Origin of the sequence: Amycolatopsis sp. NBC_00345, from assembly GCF_036116635.1 — a bacterium.
Classification (GTDB): domain Bacteria; phylum Actinomycetota; class Actinomycetes; order Mycobacteriales; family Pseudonocardiaceae; genus Amycolatopsis.
Window position 1 is genome coordinate 6064020 of record NZ_CP107995.1, and the last position, 26678, is coordinate 6090697.

A 26678-nucleotide genomic window follows, 5' to 3' on the forward strand; every position below is an offset into this window, starting at 1 on the left:
CCCCTCCCGACGCCACTCGTCCAGTGCAGATCGATCCAGCGAGCCATTATTCCACACTTGACCGAGATCCCTGGATACCTGATCGCCAGAGGGTGAGGATTCGCCTTAACCGTCTTTACGTCGAATCGTCGGATCGGAGCTGCCGGTGACCACCACGGAACGTGCCGCCGCCTCGCACCTGCTGCCCAGCGCGGACCCGCTCGGGCTCATCGCCGCCGACGGCAGCCCGGTGCCCGATCCCGCGCTGGAGCTGCCGGACGGCGAGGTGCTGCTGCGGCTGTACCAGGGCATGGTCGCGGGCCGCCGCTTCGACACCCAGGCCACGGCGCTGACGAAGCAGGGCCGGCTGGCCGTCTACCCGTCGGCGCGCGGGCAGGAGGCCGCCGAGATCGGCGGGATCCTCGCGCTGCGCCCGCAGGACTGGCTCTTCCCCACCTACCGCGACTCGATGGCCGTGGTCGCCCGCGGCGTCGACCCGGTCGAGGTGCTGACGCTGCTGCGCGGCGACTGGCACTGCGGTTACGACCCGTACCGCGCGAACGTCGCGCCGCAGTGCACGCCGCTGGCCACGAACACGCTGCACGCCGTCGGCTTCGCGCACGCCGCGCGGATCAAGGGCGAGGACTCCGTGTCGCTGGTTCTGCTCGGCGACGGCGCCACCAGCGAGGGCGACACCCACGAGGCGCTGAACTTCGCGGCCGTCTGGCAGGCGCCGGTGGTCTTCCTGGTGCAGAACAACGGTTACGCCATCAGCGTCCCGCTCTCGAAGCAGACCGCGGCGCCGTCCTTGGCACACAAGGGAATCGGCTACGGCATGCCGTCGGTGCTCGTGGACGGGAACGACGCCGCCGCCGTGCACGCCGTGGTGGAGCAGGCCGTCGCCCGCGCAGCCGCCGGCGAGGGCCCGACGCTGATCGAGGCCGTCACCTACCGCGTGGAGTCGCACACCAACGCCGACGACGCCAGCCGCTACCGCGACCGTGCCGAGGTCGAACAGTGGCTGGCCCGTGACCCGATCGCGCGGCTCAAGCACTACCTGACCGGCCGCGGCCTGCTCGACGACGCGCGCCAGCAGGAGATCGACGCCCGCGCCGAGGCCGAGGCGGCCACCCTGCGCGAGCGGATGAACGTCGACACCGAGCTCGACCCGGCGGAGCTGTTCCGCCACGTCTACGCCGAGCCGACCGCCGCCCTCCGGCAGCAGGCCGCCGAGCTGACCGCCGAACTCACCACCGGGAACCAGGCATGACCGCGATCGCCGAAGCTGCCCCTGCGGTATCCACTTCGGACACTTTGACCATGGCGGGCGCGCTCAACCGCGCACTGGCCGACGCGCTGACCGAGGACGAGCGGGTGCTCGTGTTCGGCGAGGACGTCGGCACACTCGGCGGCGTCTTCCGGGTCACCGACGGGCTCGCCGCCCGCTTCGGCGAGGCCCGCGTGTTCGACACCCCGCTGGCCGAGGCCGGCATCGTCGGCACGGCCATCGGCATGGCGATGAACGGCCTGCGCCCGGTGGTGGAGATGCAGTTCGACGCCTTCGCCTACCCCGCGTTCGAGCAGATCACCAGCCACCTCGCGAAGCTGCGCAACCGCACGCACGGCCGGGTCGAGCTGCCCATCGTGATCCGGATCCCGTACGGCGGCGGCATCGGCGGCGTGGAGCACCACTGCGACTCCTCCGAGGTCTACTACACCCACACGGCCGGTCTGCGGGTGGTCACGCCGTCCTCCCCCGCCGACGCGTATGCGTTGCTGCGCCAGGCGATCGACAGCCCGGACCCGGTGATCTTCCTGGAGCCGAAGCGCCGGTACTGGGAGAAAGAGACCGCCCGGCTGGACCACCGCGGCTCGACGCTGGACCGTGCCGTCGTGCGCCGGCCGGGCAGCGACGTCACGCTGATCTCCTACGGCGGCGCGCTCGGCACCACGCTGCAAGTCGCCGAGGCCGCGCAAGAAGAGGGCTACAGCGCCGAAGTGATCGACCTGCGCAGCCTCTCGCCGTTCGACCTCGACACCGTCGCCGCGTCCGTGCGCCGCACCGGCCGCGCTATCGTGGTGCACGAGGCGAGCCGGTTCTGCGGTTACGGCGCAGAGGTCGCGGCGCAGCTGTCGGAGACCTGCTTCCACTACCTGGAGGCGCCGGTGCTGCGCGTCGCGGGCTTCGACATCCCTTATCCCGCACCGAATCTGGAGCAGCACCACCTGCCGGGGGTCGACCGGATCCTGGACGCGATCGAGCGGCTGCAGTGGGACGACAGCGCCCCGGCGGCCGGCGGGGGTGCGTGATGGCCGTCTTCAAGCTGCCAGACCTCGGCGAGGGACTGACCGAGGCCGAGATCGTGGCGTGGCACGTGGCGGTGGGCGACACCGTGACCGTGGACCAGACGGTGGTGGAGGTCGAGACGGCCAAGGCGAGCGTCGAGGTCCCCGTGCCGTTCGCCGGGCGCGTGGCGACGCTGCACGGCGCGGCGGGTGACACGCTCGCCGTCGGCACCGCGCTGATCACCGTGGAGGAGGGTGCTTTCGTCGAGCCGGGAGTGGTGACGCCGGCCCCGTCGGAATCGGCCGAAGGCAGCGGGAACGTGCTGATCGGCTACGGCACCGGCACCGCGCAGGCCCGGCGGGTCCGGCGTCCGCGCGGCTCGGCGCGACCCAGGCACGACACGGTGCACGCGGCGCCGAAGTCCGCCCAGGACCGGATCCGCGTGGTCTCCCCGCTCGTGCGCCGGCTGGCGAAGGAGTCCGGTGTGGACATTCGCACGCTGACCGGATCGGGCACCGGCGGGCTGATCAGCCGCGCCGACGTCGAGCGTGCGGCCGCGGAGCCCGTCGCCGTTCCCGCCGCGCAGCCCGGTGAGTACCGGATCCCGTTGCGGGGCATAAGGAAGACCGTCGCCGACAAGCTCACCCGCTCGCGTCGCGAGATCCCCGAGGCGACGGTGTGGGTCGACGTCGACGCGACCCCGTTGCTGGAGCTGCGCGCGGCGCTGAACGCCGACCCGTCGGCGCCGAAGGTCGGCCTGCTGGCACTGCTGTCCCGCTTCGCGCTGGCCGGCCTGCGCCGGTTCCCGGAGCTGAACTCGCGCATCGAGGGCGACGAAATCGTGGTCCCGTCGGCGGTCCAGCTGGGCTTCGCCGCGCAGACCGACCGCGGCCTGGTCGTGCCGGTGATCCCGGACGCGCACGCGCTGACCGTCGAGGAGCTGTCCGCGGCGCTGGCCGAACGGACCGAGCGCGCGCGGACGGGCAAGCTGGCGCCGGCCGAGCTGACCGGCGGCACCTTCACGATCAACAACTACGGCGTCTTCGGCGTCGACGGCTCCGCGGCGATCATCAACCATCCCGAGGTGGCGATCCTGGGCATCGGGCGGATCATCGACCGGCCGTGGATCGTCGACGGCCAGGTGGTGCCGCGCAAGATCACGGAGCTGACGCTGGCCTTCGACCACCGCGCCTGCGACGGCGGCACGGCGGGCGGGTTCCTGCGCTTCGTCGCCGACTGCGTCGAGTCGCCCCTGCGACTGCTGCGGAACGTCTAGCGCCCTACCACTCAACGTTTGGGCAGGTAAAGCTCGTGAGTGTTTATGCCGGTTAGAACCGTCATCGCCACTCACGAGCCCTTGGCCAGACCCCTTGGGCCATTCAACCCCGGCGCCACCGCACCTGCGGACCGCGGTGGCACCGGCGACCGGCACCCGCGTATCCCTGTGACTTGCGACGCCCCGGGCGCGTCCGGCTCAGCCGCGCACGGCCCGGCCCGGCAGCGCGTCCGGCACGATTTCGCCGTCGCGGACGACCGGGACGCCGTTGACCAGGACGTGCGGGATGCCGAGCGAGGGCCGGGTGCCGTCCGCGTAGGACGCCTGATCGGTGACACGCTCGGGGTCGAACACCACGATGTCGGCGTCGGTCCCCCGGCGCAGGCGGCCTTTGCGCCGCATGGCGGGCACGGCCTCGTCCAGTACCTGTGCGGGCACGAGCGAGCAGCGCGCGATCGCCTCGGACAGCGTCAGCTTCCCCGTCTCGCGGTAGAGGCGGCGCAGGGCCCTGGCGAAGGTGCCCGCGCCGCGCGGGTGGCCGAGCGCGCCGGCGGGCAGCGGCCAGGTCAGCGGGTCCGGCCTCGCGCCGGTCCAGGTGAGCGGCATGGCGTCGCTGGCCACGGCGGCGTCCTCGAACAGCAGCGCGCGGTCCAGGTGCGCGCGGTCCGCCGGGTCGTCCTCGTCGAGGAAGTGCAGCACGGTGAGCGCGCCGGGGTCGGCGGCGCGGACCTCGGCCAGGCGGGCGGCGTCGGCGATCCGCTCGCCGGTGGCGACCAGTACCAGCGTGTCGGTGCGGATCCCTTGGCGCGCCAGGTTTTCCGGGGACAGGAAGGCCGCGCCGATCGCCGTGGAGCCGGCGCCGTACGGGTACGCCTCGGTGGTCACCATCGCGCCTTCGAGACGGCAGCGCTCCACCAGCCCCAGCACGCGGTCGATCTGCCGGGCCGAGGTGCTGTTCACGTGGCAGTAGTGCATGTGCGCGCCGGTCTGCCCCGCGACGCGGACGATCTCTTCGGCGCCGTCGATCGGCACGTCCGGATCCGCTTCGACGAGCGGGCGCGCGTGCGTGTACGTCGGCAGCCCGGCCTGCGCGGCCAGCTCCGCGACGGCGAGGTACTCCGCGGGATCGAGGTGCGGCGCGTACCCGGCGAGCACGCCGATGCCCAGCGCCCCGGCGGCGAGGTCGGCCGACAGGTGCTCGAAGATCGCCGCCCGCTGCTTCGGCGACGCGTCCACCTGCCAGGCCGGGTTGCCCAGGTGCGTGATCACCGTGTTCGCGGGTCCGTCGAGCGGCGCGCCCGCGAGCACGGCCATGCGCGCGAGCGCCCACGACGTCGAGTAGCCGTAGTTCAGCGGACGGCCTTCCGCGGCCGCGCGCGCGTACGCGGAGACCACCGGCGTGATGCCCGCTTCCAGTTCAAGCGCGGTGGTGACGCCGTCGAGCGCCTGCAGCCGCTGCTCGGGAATGGCCTGGCCGTGGCTGTGCAGGTCGACGAACCCCGGGCAGACCACCAGCCCGGTCGCGTCGATCCGCTGCGCGCCCTCCAGCGGCGTCGCCGACACCGCGGCCACGGTGGCGCCGTCGATCCCGACATCCGCGACGGCGTCGAAACCGCTCTCCGGGTCGATGACGCGGCCGCCGCTGATCACGAGCGGGAAACTGTCCAGCGAAGTGGTCACGATCGCTCCTGCGAAGGGGGCTCCGGCACGCACAACGTAAAGGTGATCACCCTGACCGGACAAGGGAAAGTTTCGGCCCCGCCGGACCCGGGTAGCCGCCGCGTACGGACCACAGGAGGGATTCGACGATGAACGACAAGATGGAGAACAAGGCCGAAGAGCTCAAGGGCCGCGCCAAGGAGGCCGTCGGCGACGCCACGGACAACGAGCAGTGGCAGGCCGAAGGCAAGGCTGAGCAGGGCAAGAGCAACCTCAAGCAAGCGGCCGAAAAGGTCAAGGACGCCATCAAGGGTGTCAAGGACTGACCTCCCCCGATTCCCGGAGGCCCCGGGACCCGCGTGGGTTCCGGGGCTTCCGCCTGGTCTGACCCGGTAGCCCAAACTTGCGTGATGCGCACTCTTTGCGCGTCACGCAAGTTTGCGCGTACTGTGGTCCCATGCCCGACCAACCGAGCCTGCGCGACCGCCGCCGCCAGGAGACCCGCACGCAGATCAGCCGGGCCGCCGTCCGGCTGACCGTGAAGCGCGGGCTGCGGCAGGTCACCATCGACGACATCGCGGCCGAGGCCGGCGTTTCGGCCCGGACGGTGAACAACTACTTCTCCGGCAAGGCCGAGGCCATCGCGTCCCTGCACCACGACCGTGTCCTCGGCATCGCGGAAAAGCTCCGCGCCCGTCCGGCCGAAGAACCACTTTGGACGGCCCTCACCGAGGCCGCGCTCGCCCGCTTCGCCGAGGACCTGGCCGGCGCGGACGAGCGGGTCCCGGATCCACAGTGGATCGATGGCACCCGGCTGATGCTGGCCGAACCCGCGCTGCAAGGTGAATTCCTCAAGGCCTACGCCGCCAGCGAAGGCACATTGGCCGAGGCGGTCGCCGAGCGCACGGGCACCGACGCCCGCACCGACCTCTACCCCGCGCTGGTCGCCATCGCCGCCGGCGGCGCGATCCGCGCGACGACGCAGCAGTGGGCTCGCGCGGACCCACCCGTGCTGTTCAGCGCCGTTCTGTGCGAGGCGTTCGACGCCGTCGCCGGTGGCCTCGCGCACCCCTGACTCCCCACCGATTCCGCCATTTCCGAGGAGAGCTATGTCCACGATCGACGTCACCATCGCGGGCGGCGGCCCCAACGGGCTCATGCTCGCGTGCGAACTCAGCCTGGCCGGCGTCCGGCCGGTCGTCCTGGAGCGGCTGCCCGAGCGCTCGGGCGAGTCCCGCGCCAGCGGCCTGGTCGGCCAGGTCGTCCGGCTGCTGCACCGTCGCGGCCTGTACGAGCACCTCTCCGGCGCCAAGGTGCCGGCCCCGGCGCCGCGGTACGTCTTCGGTGCGTTCCCGCTGGACCTCGCGGACTTGCCCGACAACCCGCTGTACATCCTGCCGCTGCCGCAACGCGAACTCGAACGCGCGCTGGAGGAGCGGGCGCTGGAACTCGGCGTGGAAATCCGCCGCGGGCACGAGGTCACCGGGCTCGACCCGGAGACCGGCGAGGTCGACGTCCGCGGCGCGAGAGGCGATTATCGGCTGCAGACACGATTCCTGGTCGGCGCGGACGGTGGCCGCAGCACGGTCCGCAAGCTCGCGGGCATCGGTTTCCCTGGTGTCACCCAAGAAAACCACGTGTCCCGCACCGCGTCCGTCACCCTCCCGGACTCCGTGCTCGACCCGGCCACCGGCGGGCTGCGGCTCGACGGCGTGGGCGTGATCCGGCCGTTCACCCACTTCCGCACGGAGACGGGACTGTTCGTGTTCTCGCCGTTCGACCCCGCGTGCCCCGGGGTCACGGTCAGCGAGCGCGATATGCCCGCCCCCGCCGACGACGTCCCGGTCACGCTCGACGAGGTGCGCGAGAGCATCCGCCGGGTGCTCGGCACCGACCTGCCGATCGGCCCGCCGGCCGGGCCGGGGCCGCACCAGCTGCGCCGCGTGAGCAGCAGGAACACCCGGCTGGCGGACACGTTCCGCGTCGGCCGGGTGCTGCTCGTCGGCGACGCCGCCCACGTGCACTCGGCGATCGGCGGGCCGGGCCTGAACCTCGGGCTCCAGGACGCCGCCAACCTGGCCTGGAAGCTCGCCGCCGAGGTGCACGGCTGGGCCCCGCCCGGTCTGCTGGACAGCTACGAGGCCGAGCGCCGCCCGGTCAGCCGCCGCGTCGTGATGCACACGCAGGCCCAGGGCGTGCTGACCGCGCCCGGCCCCGAGGTGACCGCGCTACGGGAACTGTTCGGCGAACTGCTGGGGCACCAGGACGTGGTGGCGCACCTGGCCGCCCTGATGGCGGGCTCGGACGTCCGTTACGGCGACGATCCCCACCCGCTCACCGGCCGCTGGGCCCCGGACCTGCAGACCGACGACCAGGACCGGCTGACCAAGGCGACGCACGCGGCCCGCCCGATCCTGCTGGACCTCACGGCCGACGCGGCACTGGCGACCGTCGCCGCCCCGTGGCAGGACCGCGTCGACACCATCACCACCACGGCCCCGGGCGAGGCGCCGTCCGCCCTGCTGATCCGGCCGGACGGCTACGTCGCCTGGGCGTCTTCGGACGAGCAGCCGGACCTCGCGGCGCTCCGCGAAGCCCTCGCCCGCTGGTTCGGCGCGCCGTCGGAGATCAGCTCCGCAGACGCGTAACGGCGAGGCTCATCTTCGCGCCCGAAGGAAGGCGGCCGTCCTCGGTCAGCAGCTCCCGGGTCGAGGCCTCGAAGGCGGCGCGCAGCTCGGCCAGCTGCGCGTCGTCCAATGTGGACACCGGGTAGTAGGTGTCGCGGCACCGCTGCCAGACCTCGTCCGCCGGACCGCCGAGGTCGAGCACCAGCGTGTCCCACGAGACCGGCCCGAAACCGGCCGGCGCCAGCAGTTCGTCGAGGCCGTCACGGCGCCGGGTCCGGGGGTCGCCCGTCTGCGGCGCCTGCCGTTCCTTCGGCACCTTGTCGAACATCGGCCGGGCGAAGGAGAGGAACACCTCCGCCGCGTCCAACGGGCCCGCCCCGACGGCGACCGCGAAAGTGCCACCGGGCGCCAGCACCCGCGCGACCTCCGCGGCGATCGACGGCACGTCCGCCATCAGCATCAACGCCATGTGCGACACCACGGCGTCGAACGAACCGTCCGCGAACGGCAACTCCTGCGCGCGGCCCTGGCGCAGGTCGGCGTCGGCGAGCGCGGGACGCCGCCGGCACGCCTCCAGCTCGCCGGACGAGAGGTCGATGCCCGCGAGCAGCTCGGCGCCGCGGCCGGCCAGCGTCTCCAGCAGCAGGCCGTCACCACAGCCGAGGTCGAGCACCCGCCGCGCCCCGGCGACCCGGTCGGCCAGCACGTCGTAGCTCTTCCGGCCGTCACCGACGACGGGCCCGGACAGCGACAGCCCGGACTGGGCCTCCGGCCGCTGGTCGTGGAAGCGACGCAGGAAGTCCTCGGCGGATGCAGTCATCCTCCGAACCTAGCGCCTGGTAGATGTGGGGGTATGGACAACGGCGAGGTCGTGCTGGGCATCGATGTCGGCACGACCGCGGTCAAGGTCGCGGCGTTCACGGCCGACGGGCGCCCGGCCGGCGCGCACTCGGTGGCGTACCCGATCGCCCGGCCCCGGCCGGGCTGGGCCGAGCAGGACCCGGAGGACTGGTGGCGCGGCTGCGTGACGGCGTTGCGGACCGTCCTTTCCGGACTCCCGGCCGGGTCCGTCCGCGCGGCGGGCATCGTCAGCCAGGTCAATACCCACCTGCTCGCCGACGCCGATCTGAACCCGCTGACCCCGGCCGTGATCTGGCAGGACCAGCGGTGCGCCGGCGTCGCGCGGGAGCTCGACGCGAGGTTCACCGCCGAGGACAAGACACGCATCTGGGGCGGCCCGGTGGCGCTGGACGCGTCGTTCGCCGGTGCCCGCGCCGCGTGGTTCGCCCGCGAGGAGCCGGAGTTGTGGGCCAGGGCGCGCTGGCTGCTGAGCCCCAAGGACTTCATCGGCGCGCGGCTCACCGGCCGCGTCGCCACGGACAAGCTCTCCGGCGTCCGGATCGCGGGCGCGGACGGCTACCTGCCCGAGGCCGTCGCGCTCGTCGACGGCCTGGCCGAGCGGCTGCCGGAGCTCCTCGAACCCGAGACGCCGCTGGGCACCGCGCCGGAGCTGGGCGGCGCGCCCGTGGTGGTCGGCACCATGGACGCGTTCGGCTCGGTGTTCGGCACCCGCACCACCGAACCGGGCCGCGGCATGGTCTCGTGCGGCACCTCGCTGGTGGTCGCCGGCGCGTCACGACAGGGGACGACGGTGCGCGGGCTGGTCCGGTTCCCGCCGCGCGACGGGCTTTTCGTCCACGCCGGGCCCACGCAGGCAGCCGGCGACGCGGTGCGGTGGTGGGGCCGGGTCTCCGGCCAGAGCGTCGAAGGGGCGTTCGCGTCGGCCGCCGACGGCTCGCCGGGAGTGGTCTTCACGCCGTACCTGCAGGGCGAACGCGCGCCGCTGTGGGACGCCGACGTGCGCGGCAGTTTCCTCGGGCTCGGCTCGGGCACCAGCCGCGCGGACCTCTCGCGCGCGGTGCTGACCGGCGTCGCCTGCTCCGCCCGGCACGTGCTGGAGGCGGTGGACGAAGCGTGCGGCTCCCCGTTGCCGTCCCTCACCTTCTCCGGCGGCGGCGCGCGCAGTGACCTGTGGACGCAGCTGCACGCGGACGTACTCGGCCGCCCGCTCGAACGGCTGCGGGTGCACGACAGCGGCGCGCTCGGCGCAGCCCTGCTGGGCGCTGTCGGCGCGGGCCTGTTCCCCGACGTGGAGACGGCGGCCGCCGCGACTGTCGCCGTCGAGCGCGTCTTCGAACCGGCTACGGACCTGACACCGTTGTACGAGGCGTACCGCGCTTCGTACAACGGCCTGGCGGAAGCCCACTCGCACCTCGCCACGTTCCGCGACGGCTGATGTAATGGCCGTATGACGAGGACGATCCGCTACGGCGACGAGCCGAGCCAGTTCGTTGAGGTGCACGGCGCCGAGCCTGTGCGCGGCACAGCCTTCGTGCTGCACGGCGGTTTCTGGCGCGCCCGCCACGACCTGCACCAGCTCGACGACCTGTGCGCCGACCTCGTCGCGGCCGGCTGGCTCGCGGTGAACATCGAGTACCGCCGCACCGAAGGCGACGGCGGCGGCTGGCCACAGAGCCTCGACGACGTCCTCGCCGCGATCGCCGCCGTAACCGCGGCCACCGCGGCGGATACGACGCCGCCCGTCGACTCCGCGCAGCCAGCTGACTCCGCGCCGCCCGTCGACTCCGCGCAGCCGAGCGACTCCGCGCAACCGGGCGCCGCGGCTGGTGCGGCACTCCCGACCGTCGCGATCGGCCACTCCGCGGGTGGTCATCTGGCTCTGCTGGCCGCCGCGCGCGCGGGACTGTCGGCGGCCGTCGGGCTCGCGCCGCTCACGGACCTGCCGCGCAGCTCCGCCGAAGGGCTGGGCGAGGAGGCGACGGACGCCTTCCTCACCGCCCCCGACCCCGCGGCGTCCCCGCTGACCTGCCTCCCGCTGGGCCTGCCGCAACTGATCGTCCACGGCGACGCCGACGTCCGCGTGCCGGTGGCGCACAGCCGCGCCTACGTCGCCGCCGCGCGAGCCGCGGGCGATACGGTCGACTACCTCGAGCTGCCAGGCCTCAGCCACTTCCAGGTCACCGCCCCCGAGGGCGAGGCCTGGCAGCACGTCCGCACCTGGCTCAGTGGACTGAACGGCGAGTCCGGTTAGGACCGGCTGGTTCTGTTATGTGTCACTGACGACTGGCCTGTCGTCAGTGAACGCTTTCGGGGCGCTGGGCAGGCGGTCAGTCCGTCTACATCAGACTCCGAGGCTTGTCCGTACCGCGCGTACCGCGTCGGTCGAGCTGTGGTGGTGCGCCGACGAACCCGGCCCCGCTGCGGGCAGCAGCGGGGCCGGTTCACAGTGTCCGCCGGTCAGCCGGCCGGACGTGGGGCGAGGTTCACCGTGATGCGGTTACCCGGGCCGGAGGCGACCGCGCCGACCAGGTTGTTCAGGGCCCCGCAGCCCTGCAACGGCGGCAGGCTGTAGGTGCCGGTCAGCGTGCCGCCCGCCGACGGGTCGAAGCCGGGCTTCGACTGGAGCCGGATCTGGGCGGGCGTTTTCGTCTGACACGTCGGGCTCGCCGAGACCGGAATGCCGAAGACGGTGATCCGCGGCAACTTGACCGTCACCGACGAGGCCGACTTGAGCACCCCGTCGGTCAGCGTGCCGGTGGTCCGGCCGACCGGGGCGAACCCGACCTTCGCGGTGATCGGCACGAAGCCCCAGAGCGTGAAGTCCGCGCTCGTCGGGTCGAGGGTCAGGTCCGCGTCGAAAGCCCCGTTCACCAGGGTGATCGCGGCGTTGACGCCGCCCCGCAGACTGATCGGCCCGGTAAGCCGCCTGAGCTGCGACGTGCCGGTCAGGTCGTAGCTGTACTTCACGACCGGCGGAGTCACCTGCGGCTTGGTCCTCGCCGTGGCCGCGGCACTCGGCGTGGACTTGTTGCCCGCCGCATCCCTGGCAACGACCGTGAAGCTGTAGTCGGTGTCCGCGGTAAGCCCCTCAACCGTCGCCGAGGTTTCGGTGACCGTCTTGACGAGCGTTGCGCCCTGATACACGTCATACCCAGTCACACCAACATTGTCGCTCGCCGCGTCCCACGCCAGCGCGACAGTCGTTTCGGTGACGCCAGTGGCATGCAGATTGCCCGGCACGGTCGGAGCCTGCGTGTCCGGCACCGCCTGGGTATGCGCAGTCACAGCCGCAGTGGCGGACGAGACGTTGCCCGCAGCGTCCTTGGCCTTCACGGTGAAGCTGTAATCGGTGTCCGCGGTAAGCCCCTCAACTGTCGCCGAAGTTCCGGTGACGGACTTGACGAGCGTGGCGCCTTGATACACGTCGTATCCGGTCACCCCCACGTTGTCGGTCGAGGCGTCCCACGCCAGCGCGACACTGCTCGGCGTGGTCCCAGTGGCCTGCAGGTTGCCCGGCACCGTCGGAGCCTGCGTATCCGGCACCGCCTGGGTATGCGCAGTCACAGCCGCACTCGGCGTGGACTTGTTACCCGCCGCATCCCTGGCAACCACCGAGAAACTGTAATCAGTATCCGCGGCAAGCCCGTCAACCGTCGCCGAGGTGCCGGTGACGGACTTGACCAGGCTGGCGCCCTGATACACGTCATACCCGGTCACACCAACATTGTCGGTCGACGCGTCCCACGCCAGCACGACACTGCTCGACGTAGTCCCAGTAGCCTGCAGATTGCCCGGCACCGTCGGAGCCTGCGTGTCCGCCACCGCCTGAGTATGCGCAGTCACAGCCGCAGTGGCGGACGAGACGTTGCCCGCGGCATCCTTAGCCTTCACGGTGAAGCTGTAATCGGTATCCGCGGTAAGGCCGTCGATCGTGGCCGAGGTACCGGTGACCGTCTTGACGAGCGTGGCGCCCTGATACACGTCGTATCCGGTCACCCCCACGTTGTCGGTCGAGGCGTCCCACGCCAGCGCGACGCTGCTCGGCGTGGTCCCAGTGGCCTGCAGGTTGCCCGGCACCGTCGGAGCCTGCGTATCCGGCACCGCCTGGGTATGCGCAGTCACAGCCGCACTCGGCGTGGACTTGTTACCCGCCGCATCCCTGGCAACCACCGAGAAACTGTAATCAGTATCCGCGGTAAGCCCCTCAACCGTCGCCGAAGTTCCGGTGACCGTCTTGACAAGCGTGGCGCCCTGATACACGTCATATCCAGTCACACCAACATTGTCACTCGCCGCGTCCCACGCCAGCACGACACTGGTCGGCGTAGTCCCCGTGGCCTGCAGGTTGCCCGGCACAGTCGGCGCCTGCGTGTCCGCCACCGCCTGAGTATGCGCAGTCACAGCCGCAGTGGCGGGCGAGACATTGCCCGCAGCGTCCTTGGCCTTCACGGTGAAGCTGTAATCAGTATCCGCGGCAAGCCCGTCAACCGTCGCCGAGGTGCCGGTGACGGACTTGACCAGGCTGGCGCCCTGGTACACGTCATATCCCGTGACACCCACGTCGTCCGTGGCGGCGCCCCAGGACAGCGCGACGCTGTTCTGGGTGACCTCGCCGACGGTCACGGCGCCAGGGGCCGAAGGCGGCGTGCTGTCGGGCGCGGAGGTGATGGTGAAGGTCTGCAGGACGTTGTTCTGTCCCGCCGCGAGCGTGCAGTCCGCGACGAAGGTACCGAGGCCGGTCTCCGCGCCCGAGGCGGTCAGCGGCGTCATCGTGAGCACCAGGTCGTGCACGGACAGGGTCGCCGTGCCGGGCTTGTCGAACCGCAGCGCCGGCGCGGAACCACCCGCGTTGACGATCAGGTCGTTGCCGTCGGCCGGGATGGGCTGCTGAGCGATCGCGGTCGGCACCCCGACGGCGAGATGACCCTGAGGACTGGTGACGAGTGAGGTGGCCAGCGCCGAGCCCTTGATGGTTTCGGCGCCGACGAGCCGAAGCCCCTGCGTCGCGGTCTTGCCCGCGTTGGACACCGCCGTGATGCCGATCGCCGGGGTGAACTGCCCGACCGGGATCGTGTCCGGCAAGGCGGCGCTGATGTCGACCGAGACGTCCTGGTTGCCGATCAGCGGGAACGGGCAGCTGTACACCTGGTGCAGCGGCGGGTGGTTACCCGTGCCGACAACGGTCTCCGGCGTGATGGCGGGACCGGTCACCGTATAGGTCTGCAGGATGGTGTCCTGGCCCTGGGCCGGCGTGCAGTCGGAGGTGAAGGTGCCGAGCCCGGTCGGGGTGCCATCGGCCTTGAGCGGCGTCATCTCCAGTTCGAGACCGGTCACCGCGAGCGTCGCCGAGCCCGGCTGGTCGAACCGCAGAGCGGGCGCGCTGCCCGTGGCGTTGAGGACAAGAGCGTTGCCGTCCGCGGGGATCGGCTGGTTGGGCACGTCGGCGGCGACCTGCACCGTCAAGTCCCCCTGGGTACCCGGCATGGTCACGGTCGAGGTCGCCCTGGCGGTGCCCTTGATGGACTCGGCCCCGACAAGACGAAGGCCCTGTGTCGCAGTGCTGCCCGCATTGGACACGGCGGCGATCTCGATGACGGGGGTGAATTTGCCGGTCTCGATGGTCGACGGCTGAGTGGTCTTGATGGTCACCGAGACGTTCTGCGGGCCGATCAGCGGGAATGAACATGAGTAGTTCTGCGTGAGCTCACCTTGAGCCGCGAGACTGGTGCCGGAACCGATCGCGAGACCCATGACCACCATGGCCGCCGCGCTCACCACGGCGATGACCTTTGTGCCCGGTCTTCGAACCCATCTTCTGTGTTGTTTCACAGGTCATCCTCCAAGTGAGCACACGCACACGTCACTTAAAGAAAACTGCTCAATTGTCAGCCGCTCATCCGTCAGCGGAATTTAAGGGGCGTGTGAAATGTGCGTTACAGGAATGCTACGACGTCCCATTAAGGCACTCGGGCAGTCGGGCACGCAAGAAATTCCCGGCTCCACAACGGGGAAGTCGGCAAAGTTGTCACCGGCAGTCGAAGCGCCTGGGACGAACTATCACCCTGGACAACCGCCGCTTACCAGCCGGTTCAGCCCGTCCCGGCCAGCTCGGCGCGGCAGTCGACGTTGCCGCCGGTCTGCTTCGCGACTTCCTTCTGCTCCACCACGATCCGGCAGGTGACGATCCCGGACGCGGGCCGCACGCTCAGCGTCACCGGGCCCGCGCCTTCGGGGGTGCGCTCGATGATCACCGGCAGCTGCGTCGTCACCACCTCCGGCAGCTTCGAGCCGGGGAACTGGTAGGTCAGCTGCGCGGTTCCGGTGCCCTCCACGCGAAACTCGGCGTCGACGGTCGGGGGCGGGGCCGCGCAGGCCGTGAGCCCCAGTGCCACGAGGCCCAGCAGGACGATCTTCCTCATGCCACGGAGTCTCGTCCCGCCGGCCCCGCCGGCACCTCACCCGGACGGCCGGAACCGCTCGTACTTTCGGTCCGTCCTTCTGTCCTAAATGGATCTACGGGTCAGACGTTCGCCTGGACGAACTCGTGGCCGTCGGTGTTCTCGATCACGACCGAGGCGACGTCGGCGGGATCGACGAGCGCGGAGCCGTAGAGCTTGGCGCCCTCGCGGGAAGCCTTCTCCGACACCAGCCAGCCGCCGGCGATCTCGCGGTCGCCGTCCTTGCCCACCACCACGAGCCGGCACTTCTGCCCGGCCGGGATGCCGCTCACGGCCGCCTCCACCCGGACCCAGCCGGCGGCGGGCACGATGTTCGCGGTCAGCCGTGTCCCAGGGCCGGTGCCGGTGACGGTCTTCGTGCCGGGCACCGCGCTCGACGTCGCGGGGGCGGGCGGCTGCTGCCCCGGCCCCGCTTCCGACGGCGCGCCGCTCGTGCCCGACCGGCCGACCAGCACCCCGGCGCCCAGCGCGGCGGCGGCGACCACCACGGCGGCCGCCACGGCAACGAACCGGCCGCGGCCGGCCGAACTGCGCGCCTCCGAGCGCACCTGGCGCAGCGTGCGCTGCAGCAGCAGGTCACCGCCCTCGGGCGGGCCGTCCAGCAGTGCCTCGGGCGGCAGCGCGCCGAGGAACTCCCGCATCTCGTTCAGCGACTCGACCTCGGCGCGGCAGTCCGCGCACGTCGCCAGGTGGGCCTCGACGGCCTGGGCCTCGCGCGCGGACAGCTCGCCGGCGACGTAGCCGGCCAGGTCCTCGTGCTCGTCGTTCATGCTCATCAGGCCGCCCCCTCCGCCCGCTGGTTCCGGAACAGCTCGCGCAACGCGCGCAGGCCGTAGTACGAGCGGGATTTCACAGTCCCCGGCGGGATACCCAGTTTCTCGGCGGCTTCGGTCACGGTTCGGCCGTGCAGGTACATCTGCTCGATGACTTCACGGTGCTCCGACGACAGCCCGTCCAGCGCGGAGAGCACCACCATCGAGTCCACCACCTGGTCCGAGTGGTCGCGCTCCACCCCGACGGTGGTCGGCGACTCGGCGACCTCGGCGGGCCGCGCGTCGCGGGCCCGGACCTTGTCGATCACCAGGTTGCGGACGACGGTCAGCAGCCAGCCGCGCACCGAGCCCTTGCCGTTGACCAGGCTGTCCGGGTTGCGCCAGGCGCGCACCAGCGCCTCCTGCACCACGTCCTCGGCGGCGCCCCGGTCGCCGAGCAGCCTGGTCGCGTAGGCGAGCATCGCCCTGCCGTGCTCTTCGAACAACGAGCGGACGAGCGCCTCGTCGGCCACCTCTTGGCGGTGACGGGTTCTCAACCCGGCCATCCGGACCACCCTCCCGAACCGGCGAAGTCACCCTCACCGTGTTGCGCAGAACTGTAGGACAGCGCGAACGGCCGTCCCCATGAGGCTCGTAACCACTGACAGTGGCCAAGGATGGCCCCGAGACAGTGAACACTTCCCTCGAATGGACCAGTCCATCAGTCGGCGCGACGTGACCTTCGGACATCGAACCCTGCCCGTTCGTGCCATGACATTACGGGCAATCCGGCCAGTCGATCCCACAACAGTTGTTCCCGCTGCGGTTGATCTCCACCGCGCTTGGTCACACAGCAGTTGGTCACACAGCAGTTGGTCACACAGCAGTTGGTCCCGCGGCACTTGGTCCCGCGGCAGTTGGTCCCGCGGGACTTGGTCCCGCGGCAGTTGGTCCCGCGGCGGGGATCGGGCCCCGGCGTCAGCCGACCGGCCCGTTCTCCGGCACCACCGTGGCGGTGGCCTGGCGGCCGCCCTGACCGGCGACGGTGATTTTCAGTTTGTCACCAGGGTGATGGGTGTCCATCACCCTGATCAGCGCGGTCGCGGACTGCACCGGCTGACCGTCGATCGCGACGACCAGCAGATCCGGCTTCAGCCCGACCTTCGCGGCGGGGCCGCCGGCCACCAGTGACTTGATCAGCGCGCCCTGGCCGTTGCCCCCGTCGACCACGGTCAGGCCGAGGAACGCACTGGGTCCGATGTGGACGGTCGACGAAGAGCGGCCGGCTACGATCTCCGCCGCGATGGCCGCGGCCTGGTTGATCGGGATGGCGTACCCCTCGTGCGCACGCGCGCCCTCGTCGAACTGGTAGCCCGCGCCGGAGGCGGTGTCGACGCCGATCACGCGGCCCTGCGCGTCGGCCAGCGAGCCGCCGGAGTCGCCGGACTGGATGTCGGCGTCCACCTGGATCAGGTCGGTCAGGGTCTCGCTGGCTCCGGTGGTTTCGTCGGACGCGGTGATCGTCTGGCCCAGCGCGGTCACCCGCCCCGGCGACACGATGGGCTTGCCGCCGAGGCCGCCCGCATTGCCGAGGGCCACCACCCCGTCGCCGGCCACGACCTTCGCCGAGTCGCCGAGCTGCGCGGGGATCAGCCCGCTGGCCCCGTCGAGCTTGAGCACGGCGATGTCGTGGCTCCGGTCGTAGCCGAGCACCGCGGCGTCGTACGCGCGTCCGTTGCCGACGTCGGTAGCCCGCACCGTGGCGGCGCCCTCGACCACGTGGTTGTTGGTCAGGACCAGCCCGTCGGGGCTCAGCACGATGCCGGTGCCCGCCGCGCCGCCGCCGTCGAGCCCCAGCTGGACCTCGATGTTGACCAGCGCCGGACTCACCTTCGCGGTGACCGCCCCGACGTCGAGGTTCGCCGGCACCGACCAGGCCGCACTGACCGGCGCGGGAGCGGGCGCCGGCCCCTGCGCGTAGTGCCCCACCGCGACCCCCGCGAGCACGGCGAGTACGAGAACCACCGCCGAGATCCCAAGGACCTGCAGCCGCCTGCGCTTCGGCACGGATTCCGGCTCCGGCCCACTTCCCGCGACCGACGGCGGGGCTGTGGGCTGCGCGGGCTGCTGCGCCCACGGTGCGCCGAGCGGGGTGTTCGGCCCAGGCCCCGGGGGCGGGGGCGGGGCCAGCTGCGGCTCCGCGGGCTCCGCCGGCTGCGGGCCCACAGGCTGCGCCGACGGCGGGACTGCGCCCTGCGCCGGCTGCGGGGCTACGGGCTGCACCGGCTGCATGGCCGTGGGCTGCGCGGGTTGCGAAGCGGCGGGCTGCGCAGACTGCGGGGCCGAGGGTTGCGCGGGTTGCGAGGCGGCGGGCTGCGCCGACTGTGGGGCCGTGGGCTGCGCCGGTTGCTGCGCCCATGGCGCGCCGAATGGGGTGTTCGGCTGCTCGCTCATCGTGGGTCTTCACCTGCCGCTCGGATCGATCCGTCACCTGCACGGGTCCGTGCCGGCGCAGATCAACCGACACGATCGGGGAGAGTACTGCCGTCCGCCCGGCGCCGTGGGTTAGGTTCGAGTTGATCTTGCTCCCTTCACCAGGTCGGCGCCAGGCCGGCGCGGGGTACTGGGATCACCGCCACGGCCGCCGACCGCCAGGCCGCCGGGAGCGCGGTACACAACCGCACTCCCGGCGGCCGGTCACCAACCCACATCACACTCCCGGCGACCGGCCAGCAGCCCACGCCGCACCCCGACGGCCAGCCAGCAAGCCACATCGCACCCCAAGCAGCCGGACGGCAACCCACATCCCACGCCTGCAACCGGACAGCAACCCGCATCCCACGCCCGGCAACCGGTCACCAGCGCGCGCCGCACCCCATCGGCCAGCCAGCAACCCACATCGCACTCCTGGCAGCTCGTCACCAGCCCGCATCGCACCCCGGCAGCCGGACAGCAACCCACATCCCACTCCCGGCAACCGGTCACCAGCGCACGCCGCACCCCGACAGCCAAGGCTCAGGCCATCAGCCGCCGCAGCAGCCAATGCTCAGACCACCGATCGCAGCCGAGGTCCAAAGTTCAAGCCGCCAGCCGCACCGCGCCGAGGTCGGTCAGGACCACCGGGCTGTCCGCGGCGCCGCGGCGGCGGGCCACCGCGGCGAGACCGCGGCGCAGCAGCCGGTCCAGCGCCTGGCATTCCCACGGCGGCACGCGCCCGCCCGCGGACCACAGGTAACACTCCGTCGCCCCCAGGAATCCATTGTGGACGGACAGTAACCCTCGCCGCACGTCTTCGAGCGCCCGGACTTCCTCCTCCGCCAGCACCATGACGACTCCCTTCGCCGTCCCCCATGGTGCGCCGCGCGAGGCCGTGGCCACATCCGGGAAAATCACCCCAGGGGTCCCCGGAGAAACGGGGTCGCCGTGGTCACCGCGGTCTGGCAGGATCCGGGTGCGTGCGGCCCAGGCGTGCTTTCGCCGGGGACGTCGCGGAGATCGCGTGCGACGAGTCCGGTTCCGAGGGCGAGAACCTCATCGGCGCGAACACGGACGTGTTCGCCCACGCCGGGGTGCGGCTCACCGTGGCCGAGGCCGCCGGCTGCGTCGCCGAGCTGCGCGAACGGATCCGCTCGCCCGCGTTGGAGTACAAGGCGAATCACCTGCTCAGGAGCAAGAACAGGGCGGCGCTCGTGTGGCTGCTGGGCCCGTCCGGGCCACTGCCGGGCGCCGCGAGTGTGCTGCTGGCCGACAAGGCCCTGTTCGTCGCGGGCAAGGTGGTGGACCTGCTCGTGGACGAGGTCCCCTACCCCGAATGCCTCACCCGGCGCCCGGACGCGCGGGCCCTCGCCTTGCACCGCGACGGAATGCGTACACACGGCGCCGCGGGCTGGACGGAGTTCCTGCGCTCGTTCACCGATCTGCTGCGCACCTCACCGCGGCACGAGGGAACGTCGTCCGCGGAGTTCTTCGCTCGGGCCGGGCAGTTCGCGCGGGCACGGCCGCACGTCGAGGAATTACGAGCGGAGCTGCTCGCGAACCCCAAGCTCGTGCCGCCGCTGGACCCGCTGATGCCCGCGCTCGTCGACACCGTCGCGCACTGGCGGCCCGCCGCCGTCGTCCACGACGAGCAGCAGTCGCTCACGCCGGAGCGGCTCGACCTGCTGCTCGGGCCCGGCCGTGACCTGCGGTTCGTCGACTCCCGCGCCGACCCGCGGGTGCAGGTGGCGGACTTCCTGGCCGGCGTCGCGCGCCGGATCGCCGAGGACCACCTGCACGGCCACGGCGACGCCGAGCTGACCGGTCTCCTGCAGCCGTACGTGCTCCCAGCGTCGGTGTGGGCAGCCGCTCTGCTCCGGCCGTAAGCGCTCCCGACGTCGGTACGGCCTAAAGCTCCCGCGGACTCACGACATGCACGGCGGCCTCCTCGGCGGAGGCGGCGCCACCGTCGATGCCGACGTCGGAGGCGTGCAGCTCCTCATCGGAGTCGCCGCCGAACCCCTCGTCGGTCGCGACCAATCGGCCCGCGCGCAGGTCGCCGACCTCGTCGTCGACCAGTTCGCCGTCGGTGTCCTCGCTGTCGCCGAGGCCGTCGCTGTCGTCGTAAGGAGTGTCGGGGACCTCGCGCGCGAGGCGGCCCTCCCAGCTCTCGCCGGTCGACTCCTCGCCGGCCGTGGTGCCCCAGCCGGCGACCGCCAGCGGACGCTCCGGCGGTGAGTAACCCTCGTCGTAAGGGTCGCCGTCCTGCAAAGTGTCCTCGGAGTCCAGCACGCCGGTGTCGGCGTTGTCCTCGATGTCGTCGTCCACGACGGCTCCTCTCGGGTGCTTTCCCTGCAGGCTACTGCGAGATCCGGACCGCGACGCCCGGCAGCGCGCCCGGATCCCAGCCCAGAACCACCCGATCCGGGGTCCACGCCCGGCCGGTGGCACGCGTCCGGCGTCGATATCCTCTCCGGCACCTACGAGCACGGAGGAGCCGACGGGTGACGGAGTGGGGCGGGCCGACGGTGTTGGCCCTGTTCGCTGGGTTCGGGCTCGCGTTTGTGCTCGTTGTGCCGTACGTCGCGGTCAGCTACCGGCGGCGCGGCGAGTTCGGGGTGGGCCGGGCGATCGTGGGCCTCGCCTTCCTCGTGTACTGCTTCGCGCTCGTCACGTACACGCTGGTGCCGCTCCCGGTCGTCGACGCGGCGTACTGCGCGGCGCACGCCTCGCTCCGGCACCCGGTGTGGAACCCCGTCCAGTTCTTGAGCGACATGCGGCAGTTCAACACCGGGCTGCTGGACAATCCGGCGCTGCGGCAGGTGCTCTTCAACGTCGCGCTGTTCGTCCCGTGGGGTGTGTTCGCCCGGCGGTTCCTGGGGTGGCGCGCGGCGGCCGCGATCGGCAGCGGATTCCTGGTTTCGCTGACGATCGAGCTCACGCAGCTGACCGGCGTCTGGTTCCTGCTGCAGTGCCCGTACCGGTTGTTCGACACCGGCGACCTGGCGGCGAACACCCTCGGCGCGGCGGTGGGCGTGCTGCTCGCCCCGATGCTGTGGCGCACCCCGCGCGGGCAGCCGGCCCCGGACGAGCCCCGCCCGGTCCGCACCGGGCGGCGGCTGCTGGGCATGGTGCTCGACCTGGTGGGCGTCACGGTGCTCGGCGCCGCGCTGGTCGTCTGCGTGCGCGCGGTGGAGTACCTCAACGATCCCGCGCAGCTCACCGGTCAGGGCCACCCGCTGCTCGACGCCGCGCTCGGCACGTGGCTGCCCGCCGTGGTGCTGCTGCTCGTGGTGCCGCTGGCCGGCAACGGCGCCACCGTCGGCCAGCGCGCGGTGCTGCTGACCATGGTCAACGCGCGCGGGGAGAAGCCGTCCGCCGTCGCGTCCGTGGTGCGCTTCCTGGTGGGCTCCGGCGGTTACTTCGTGCTGGCCGGCCTCGCGACGGCGACCGGCCAGCCGTCCACGCTCACCACGTGGTGGCTCGTGCTGAACGTGCTCTTCGTCTTTTTCACCCGCGGCCACCGCGGGCTGACCGGCCTGATCACCGGCCTGTCGGTGACCGACGCCCGGCCGACCCGGGTCACCGTGAGTGTCTGACTTCCGTCCTTAATGGACAACGTGGTCAGCTCGAATACGCGGCCAGCTCGACGATCCGCGAGTACCCGTGATCGTTCGAGTCCAGGGCCACGATCTGGACCCCGTCAGCGGTCACCGGCGAGAACGTGGACGTCACCCGGCCCGCGACGTTGCCGCGCACGGACGCGACCGTCACCCACGCGCCGCCGACGTGAGCCTGCACATCGAAGTCACGGAGACCGTTCTTCGCCGCCGGGTACTTGGCCGAGTCGAGCGTGTCCAGGACAACGCGGCCGATCGACGTGGCCGCAGGCAGCGTGACGCTGTAGTTGTCCGGGAAAACGGACTTGGTGCCGTCGTTCCAGCCGGTCGAGGTGGACCAGTGGTCGCTGTTCGCGTCGCCGTCCACCGCGCCGCAGACGGCGAAGCTGCCGTTCGTGGACGACGCGGACGCCTGCTCGCCCAACAGCAGGTTGTCGCCAGTTCCCTTGAGCGGCAACGGAAGCACCTGCACGGGCACGGTGAGCCGCTGCCGCTCGACGTTCAGGTCGACGGCGTAGCTGCCAGGTTTCGCATCACGCGGAACGGTGACGCCGACCTTCACGGTCACCGGCTGGTCCGGCTCCGCGGCGGGCAGCCACGACGAGAAGACGCGCCGGTCGAGCGTGAGCGGCCGCGGCGCGGACAGCTCCATGTCCGCGTAGAGCGCGCCGCTGCCGGTGTTGGTCATGCCGACAGTCAGCGCGCCGGGCAGGCACGGCAGCCCGACGACCTGGACCCGCTCCGGCGAGGCGGAAAGCTTGATCTGCGAAGGGGTTGTGGCCGGGGTGCTCTGCGCGGCGGTCGTCAGCGCCACGCAGAGCACCACGGCACCGGCGGCGGCCACGACGAAATGACGTCGTTGCATGGGAAGTCCTCCTGGGAAGTCAGCCGACGTGGATGGCGGGCACGCGGTCCTCGACGGTCAGCTTCGCCCGCGAGGTGACCTTGCCGTCCGGGATCGAGACCTTGTCGACCACGCGGTAGTCGGCGGTCCACTCGCGCGGGGTGACCTCGCAGCGGACGTAGCCGCGCTGGAAATTGCCGAACTTCACATGCGGGTTCTCGTTCAGGATGGTCCGGCCGCCCGGGTCGAGGTCCATGCCGTCCTGGCCGGAGGTGATCGACGTGCCGACGAACTCCGTCGCCACGACCGGCGAGGCCGGGTCCGCATAGTCCGGCCGCAGCTCCGAGGCGACGCTGCGGTGCAGATCGCCCGCGATGCTGACGAGGTTGCGCACCTTGCGTTCCTGCGCCCCGCCGAGCACCCGCTTGCGCGAGGCGACGTAACCGTCCCAGGTGTCCATCGGGACCAGCACGGGCGGCCCGTCGGCGGTGTCGAGCTGCGCGATCGCGGTCTGGTGGGCGAGGACCTCCCAGCGCGCGGAGTGCTCGGCCATGCCGTCGAGCAGCCACTTCTCTTGCGCCGCACCGGTGATCGTCCGCTTCGGGTCGAGCGAGCCGGGATTGGGCGCCTTGACGCCGTCGCCCGCGGCCTGGTCGTCGCGGTACTGGCGGGTGTCGAGCACGTTGAACCGGATCAGGTCGCCGTACTGGAACCGCCGGTACATCTGCACGTCCGGGCCGTTCGGCAGCTGCGCGACGCGCACGGGCTGGTGCTCCCACCACGCGCGGAACGCGTTGGCGCGGCGGACCAGGAACTGCGCGACGGGGTCGTTGTTCTCCGAGATGTCGCCGGCCCAGTTGTTCTCGACCTCATGATCGTCGATCGTGATGATCCACGGCGCGGCGGCGTGCGCGGCCTGCAGGTCCGGGTCGGTCTTGTAGAGGGCGTAACGGCCGCGGTAGTCGTCGAGTGTGGTGGTCTCGCGCGTGAACTCGACGGCCATGTCCTGCCGGCGCAGCCCGCCATCCGCGCCGACGCCGTACTCGTAGATGTAGTCGCCGAGGTGGAAGACGACGTCGTGGTCCTGCTTCGCCATGTCGCGATAGGCGGTGTAGAAGCCCTCGTACCAGGCTTGGCAGGAGGCGTACGCGAGCGAGACGGCGGGCACAGCCTGCTGCGCCGTCGGCGAGGTGCGCGTGCGCCCGGTGGGGCTGGAGTGCCCGCCGACGCGGAAGCGGTAGTAGTAATGGCGCCACGGCCGCAGCCCTCGGACGTCCACATGCACGCTGTGCGAGGCCTCGCGCCGGGCGATCGCGTCGCCGGACCGCACCACGCGGCGGAACCGCTCGTCCTCGGCCACCTCCCACCGCACGGAGACGGGCCGTTCCCCCATCCCGCCGAACGGCTCGAGCGGCCGCGGGGCCAGCCGCGTCCAGATCACCACGGCGTCCGGCAGCGGATCCCCGGACGCCACCCCGAGCCGGAACGGGTACTCCCGCACCCGATCGGTGTCGACCGCGCCCGCCCCGGACGCGGCGATACCGGGCAACGCCCCGGCGAGCGCCAACGCGGCGGCCGCGCCGGTGACGGTGAGGAACTTGCGTCGGGTCGGGTTCTCCACATCGCTCCGTTTCGAAGGCTGGGTGGCTCCGGATTTGCCGGGAGGCAAGGCAACCCAGGGTGGGCAGGGCGGTCAGCGGGCCGCCGGGCAGGCGACGGCGGTTGGCAGTGCACTGCTCGCGAGCAGTGCAGCCGCACGCAGGCAGCGGAGGAACACTCGCCGACACGCGAGCAGCGGTAAGCAGGCAGCGCAGAGCCGGCGGCGGGCAACAGCAGGCTGACCGACTGGCCAGCGCACGAGCGAGCAGCGGGCTGACTGGCAGTCAGCGCACGAGCAGGCGAGGTAGGCGGGCGAGCAGCGAATGGGTAGTCGAACGGGCAACAGAGCACCGTGTGGAAAGCGCGGTGCGGTCGGGTTCCCGCCCGCGGCTTCCCCAGTCGCGGCGTGCGCGCCTTCGCGGGTGGGACAAGTTCTTGAAACGTATCAACACGAGATGGTAGCCACGTCGCGCAGAGGTTACAAGACCCGGTGACAGTAGGTGAATCGTTTCATGACCGCCTTCTGATCACCGTGCGGCGACGAGATTAGCCGCCCGACATCGTCCCGCGGCCGGACAGCAGCGATCGCCCGGGTGAACTCGCGGCGACGAAGGAGAACCGGTCGCCGGGCAGCCCGGTTGAAAGCCCCGGTTGCAGGCGTCGGTTGAAGAGGCCCCGGTTGAAGGCCCGAAGAGCCGCTGAAGGGTCACCGAAGGGTGATGTCGTTTTTTCGCGAGGTTTTGCCGGTTCCCCCGGGCAGACTGGCCATCGTGTACGAGGACACCGAACGCTGCGTCCGCGCGGTGCAGTCGAAGGACGAACGGTTCGACGGGTGGTTCTTCACCGCCGTGGTGACCACCGGTATCTATTGCCGGCCGAGTTGCCCCGTCGTGCCGCCCAAGGTCGAGAACATGCGCTTCCACCCCAGTGCCGCGGCCGCGCAGGCGGCGGGGTTCCGGGCGTGCAAACGCTGCCGCCCCAACGCTTCGCCCGGATCGCCGCTGTGGAACGAGCGCGCGGACCTCGTGGCGCGGGCCGTGCGGCTGATCGCGGACGGCGTGGTCGACCGGGAGGGCGTCACCGGGCTCGCCGCGCGGCTCGGGTACAGCGTCCGACAGGTGGAGCGGCAGGTGTACGCCGAGCTGGGCGCCGGGCCTCTCGCGCTCGCGCGGGCCCAGCGCGCGGAGACTGCACGCCTGCTCGTGGAGACCACCAAGATGCCGATGGGCGACGTCGCGCACGCCGCCGGGTTCGCCAGCCTCCGCACGTTCAACGACACGGTGCGCGCGGTCTTCGCCTTGACGCCCAGCGAGCTGCGGTCGCGCGCGAAGGGCGCGGAGCAGGCGTCGCCGGGTGGGCTTTCGCTGCGGCTGCCGTTCCGCAAGCCGCTGTGCCCGGACAACCTCTTCGGCCACCTCGCGGCCACGGCCGTGCCCGGCGTCGAGGAGTGGCGCGACGGCGCGTACCGCCGCACGCTGCGCCTGCCCCACGGCCACGGCGTCGTCTCGCTGCGGCCGACGCCGGACCACATCGCGTGCCGGCTGAACCTCACCGACCTGCGCGACCTCGCGGCGGCGACCAGCCGCTGCCGGTGGCTGCTGGACCTCGACGCCGACCCGGTCGCCGTGGACGAGCAGCTGGCAGCCGACCCCGCGCTCGCGCCGCTCGTCGCGAAGGACCCCGGCCGCCGGGTGCCGCGCGCGACGGACCCGGACGAGTTCGCCGTCCGCGCGGTGCTGGGCCAGCAGGTGTCCACGGCCGCGGCGCGCACCCACGCCGCGCGGCTCGTGCTGGCCCACGGCACCGCGGTCGAGGACCGCGAAGGCGGCCTCACCCACCTGTTCCCGCTCCCGGAGGACCTGGCCGGCCTCGATCCCGAGACCCTCGCGATGCCGAAGTCACGCCGGTCCACGCTGCTCGGGCTGCTCGACGCGCTGACGTCCGGCGAAGTGGACCTGACCGTCGGCGGCGACTGGGACCGGGCGCGGGCCCAGCTGGGCGCGCTGCGCGGCTTCGGACCGTGGACGGTGGAGACCATCGCCATGCGCGCGCTGGGTGACCCGGACGCGTTCGTGGCCACCGACCTGGGAATCAAGCTCGCCGCCGAAGCACTGGGACTACCCGCGAAGCCGGCCGGGCTGATCGAGCGCGCCGAGCGCTGGCGGCCCTGGCGCGCGTACGCCGTGCAGTACCTGTGGGCCACCGGCGACCACGCCGTCAACCGCATCCCCGCGTGAAAGG

The 26678-nt window shown here is 71.8% G+C and carries 22 protein-coding genes; 11 read left to right on the plus strand and 11 right to left on the minus strand.

What is annotated here, in order from left to right; all coding sequences use genetic code 11:
- Window positions 1-145: 145 nt before the first annotated feature.
- From pdhA to OG943_RS26950, 3 genes are read left to right on the plus strand one after another with little or no spacing between them, the layout of a single operon-like run.
- Complete coding sequence (pdhA, locus tag OG943_RS26940; protein ID WP_328603711.1) at window positions 146-1249, plus strand: pyruvate dehydrogenase (acetyl-transferring) E1 component subunit alpha; 1104 nt, start codon at window positions 146-148, stop codon at window positions 1247-1249.
- A complete protein-coding gene (locus OG943_RS26945) occupies window positions 1246-2289 on the plus strand; it encodes an alpha-ketoacid dehydrogenase subunit beta (protein WP_328603712.1) in 1044 nt (347 codons plus the stop codon). The genes pdhA and OG943_RS26945 overlap by 4 nt, the downstream gene beginning before the upstream one ends.
- Window positions 2289-3542, plus strand: coding sequence for a dihydrolipoamide acetyltransferase family protein (locus OG943_RS26950; RefSeq protein WP_328603713.1), 1254 nt, complete (start codon window positions 2289-2291; stop codon window positions 3540-3542). The genes OG943_RS26945 and OG943_RS26950 overlap by 1 nt, the downstream gene beginning before the upstream one ends.
- A 198-nt stretch (window positions 3543-3740) precedes the next feature.
- Here the strand turns inward: OG943_RS26950 and OG943_RS26955 are convergent, their stop codons facing one another.
- Window positions 3741-5222, minus strand: coding sequence for an amidohydrolase family protein (locus OG943_RS26955; protein WP_328603714.1), 1482 nt, complete (start codon window positions 5220-5222; stop codon window positions 3741-3743).
- 128 nt (window positions 5223-5350) lie between these two features.
- Here OG943_RS26955 and OG943_RS26960 point away from each other — a divergent pair, with 128 nt between their 5' ends.
- From OG943_RS26960 to OG943_RS26970, 3 genes are all read left to right on the plus strand, one after another.
- Complete coding sequence (locus tag OG943_RS26960) at window positions 5351-5527, plus strand: CsbD family protein (RefSeq protein ID WP_328603715.1); 177 nt, start codon at window positions 5351-5353, stop codon at window positions 5525-5527.
- Window positions 5528-5658: 131 nt separating this feature from the next.
- A complete protein-coding gene (locus OG943_RS26965; RefSeq protein WP_328603716.1) occupies window positions 5659-6276 on the plus strand; it encodes a TetR/AcrR family transcriptional regulator in 618 nt (205 codons plus the stop codon).
- Window positions 6277-6310: 34 nt separating this feature from the next.
- Complete coding sequence (locus OG943_RS26970; protein ID WP_328603717.1) at window positions 6311-7849, plus strand: FAD-dependent monooxygenase; 1539 nt, start codon at window positions 6311-6313, stop codon at window positions 7847-7849.
- Here the strand turns inward: OG943_RS26970 and OG943_RS26975 are convergent.
- Window positions 7830-8648 carry a class I SAM-dependent methyltransferase gene (locus OG943_RS26975; RefSeq protein WP_328603718.1) on the minus strand — a complete coding sequence of 273 codons (819 nt, stop codon included), beginning with the start codon at window positions 8646-8648 and terminating at the stop codon, window positions 7830-7832. The genes OG943_RS26970 and OG943_RS26975 overlap by 20 nt on opposite strands.
- A 33-nt stretch (window positions 8649-8681) precedes the next feature.
- Here OG943_RS26975 and OG943_RS26980 point away from each other — a divergent pair, with 33 nt between their 5' ends.
- Together OG943_RS26980 and OG943_RS26985 are read left to right on the plus strand one after the other, a co-directional pair.
- On the plus strand, window positions 8682-10124 hold the full coding sequence (locus tag OG943_RS26980) for a xylulokinase (RefSeq protein WP_328603719.1): 1443 nt from the start codon (window positions 8682-8684) through the stop codon (window positions 10122-10124).
- Between the two features lie 12 nt (window positions 10125-10136).
- Window positions 10137-10940, plus strand: a complete 804-nt coding sequence (locus tag OG943_RS26985) for an alpha/beta hydrolase family protein (RefSeq protein ID WP_328603720.1) — start codon at window positions 10137-10139, stop codon at window positions 10938-10940.
- A gap of 206 nt (window positions 10941-11146) precedes the next feature.
- On the opposite strand, the gene OG943_RS26990 is transcribed toward OG943_RS26985, so the two are convergent.
- The 6 genes from OG943_RS26990 to OG943_RS27015 form a co-directional block, all read right to left on the minus strand.
- Window positions 11147-14467, minus strand: a complete 3321-nt coding sequence (locus OG943_RS26990) for a fibronectin type III domain-containing protein (RefSeq protein WP_328603721.1) — start codon at window positions 14465-14467, stop codon at window positions 11147-11149.
- Between the two features lie 311 nt (window positions 14468-14778).
- Window positions 14779-15108 carry a hypothetical protein gene (locus OG943_RS26995; RefSeq protein WP_328603722.1) on the minus strand — a complete coding sequence of 110 codons (330 nt, stop codon included), beginning with the start codon at window positions 15106-15108 and terminating at the stop codon, window positions 14779-14781.
- A gap of 101 nt (window positions 15109-15209) precedes the next feature.
- The gene (locus OG943_RS27000; protein ID WP_328603723.1) at window positions 15210-15923 is read right to left on the minus strand and encodes an anti-sigma factor family protein; all 714 of its coding nucleotides are present in this window, start codon (window positions 15921-15923) and stop codon (window positions 15210-15212) included.
- Window positions 15923-16465, minus strand: coding sequence for a sigma-70 family RNA polymerase sigma factor (locus tag OG943_RS27005; RefSeq protein WP_328603724.1), 543 nt, complete (start codon window positions 16463-16465; stop codon window positions 15923-15925). Before OG943_RS27005 ends, OG943_RS27000 begins: the two co-directional genes overlap by 1 nt.
- 412 nt (window positions 16466-16877) lie before the next feature.
- Window positions 16878-17924, minus strand: a complete 1047-nt coding sequence (locus OG943_RS27010; protein WP_328603725.1) for a S1C family serine protease — start codon at window positions 17922-17924, stop codon at window positions 16878-16880.
- A 1053-nt stretch (window positions 17925-18977) separates the two neighbouring features.
- Window positions 18978-19226 carry a hypothetical protein gene (locus OG943_RS27015; RefSeq protein ID WP_328603726.1) on the minus strand — a complete coding sequence of 83 codons (249 nt, stop codon included), beginning with the start codon at window positions 19224-19226 and terminating at the stop codon, window positions 18978-18980.
- A 128-nt stretch (window positions 19227-19354) separates the two neighbouring features.
- On the opposite strand from OG943_RS27015, the gene OG943_RS27020 reads away from it, so the two are divergent.
- Window positions 19355-20260: a DUF3800 domain-containing protein gene (locus OG943_RS27020; protein WP_328603727.1), complete on the plus strand. Its 906-nt coding sequence runs from the start codon at window positions 19355-19357 to the stop codon at window positions 20258-20260.
- A 22-nt stretch (window positions 20261-20282) separates the two neighbouring features.
- Here OG943_RS27020 and OG943_RS27025 read toward each other — a convergent pair whose 3' ends face one another.
- On the minus strand, window positions 20283-20702 hold the full coding sequence (locus OG943_RS27025; protein WP_328603728.1) for a DUF5709 domain-containing protein: 420 nt from the start codon (window positions 20700-20702) through the stop codon (window positions 20283-20285).
- A gap of 176 nt (window positions 20703-20878) precedes the next feature.
- On the opposite strand from OG943_RS27025, the gene OG943_RS27030 reads away from it, so the two are divergent.
- Complete coding sequence (locus OG943_RS27030; protein ID WP_328603729.1) at window positions 20879-21973, plus strand: VanZ family protein; 1095 nt, start codon at window positions 20879-20881, stop codon at window positions 21971-21973.
- 25 nt (window positions 21974-21998) lie between these two features.
- Here the strand turns inward: OG943_RS27030 and OG943_RS27035 are convergent, their stop codons facing one another.
- A complete protein-coding gene (locus OG943_RS27035; RefSeq protein ID WP_328603730.1) occupies window positions 21999-22859 on the minus strand; it encodes a COG1470 family protein in 861 nt (286 codons plus the stop codon).
- 19 nt (window positions 22860-22878) lie between these two features.
- Window positions 22879-24459, minus strand: coding sequence for an alkaline phosphatase D family protein (locus OG943_RS27040; RefSeq protein WP_328603731.1), 1581 nt, complete (start codon window positions 24457-24459; stop codon window positions 22879-22881).
- A gap of 748 nt (window positions 24460-25207) precedes the next feature.
- Here OG943_RS27040 and OG943_RS27045 point away from each other — a divergent pair.
- Complete coding sequence (locus OG943_RS27045; protein WP_328603732.1) at window positions 25208-26674, plus strand: AlkA N-terminal domain-containing protein; 1467 nt, start codon at window positions 25208-25210, stop codon at window positions 26672-26674.
- The last annotated feature ends 4 nt before the right edge of the window (window positions 26675-26678 follow it).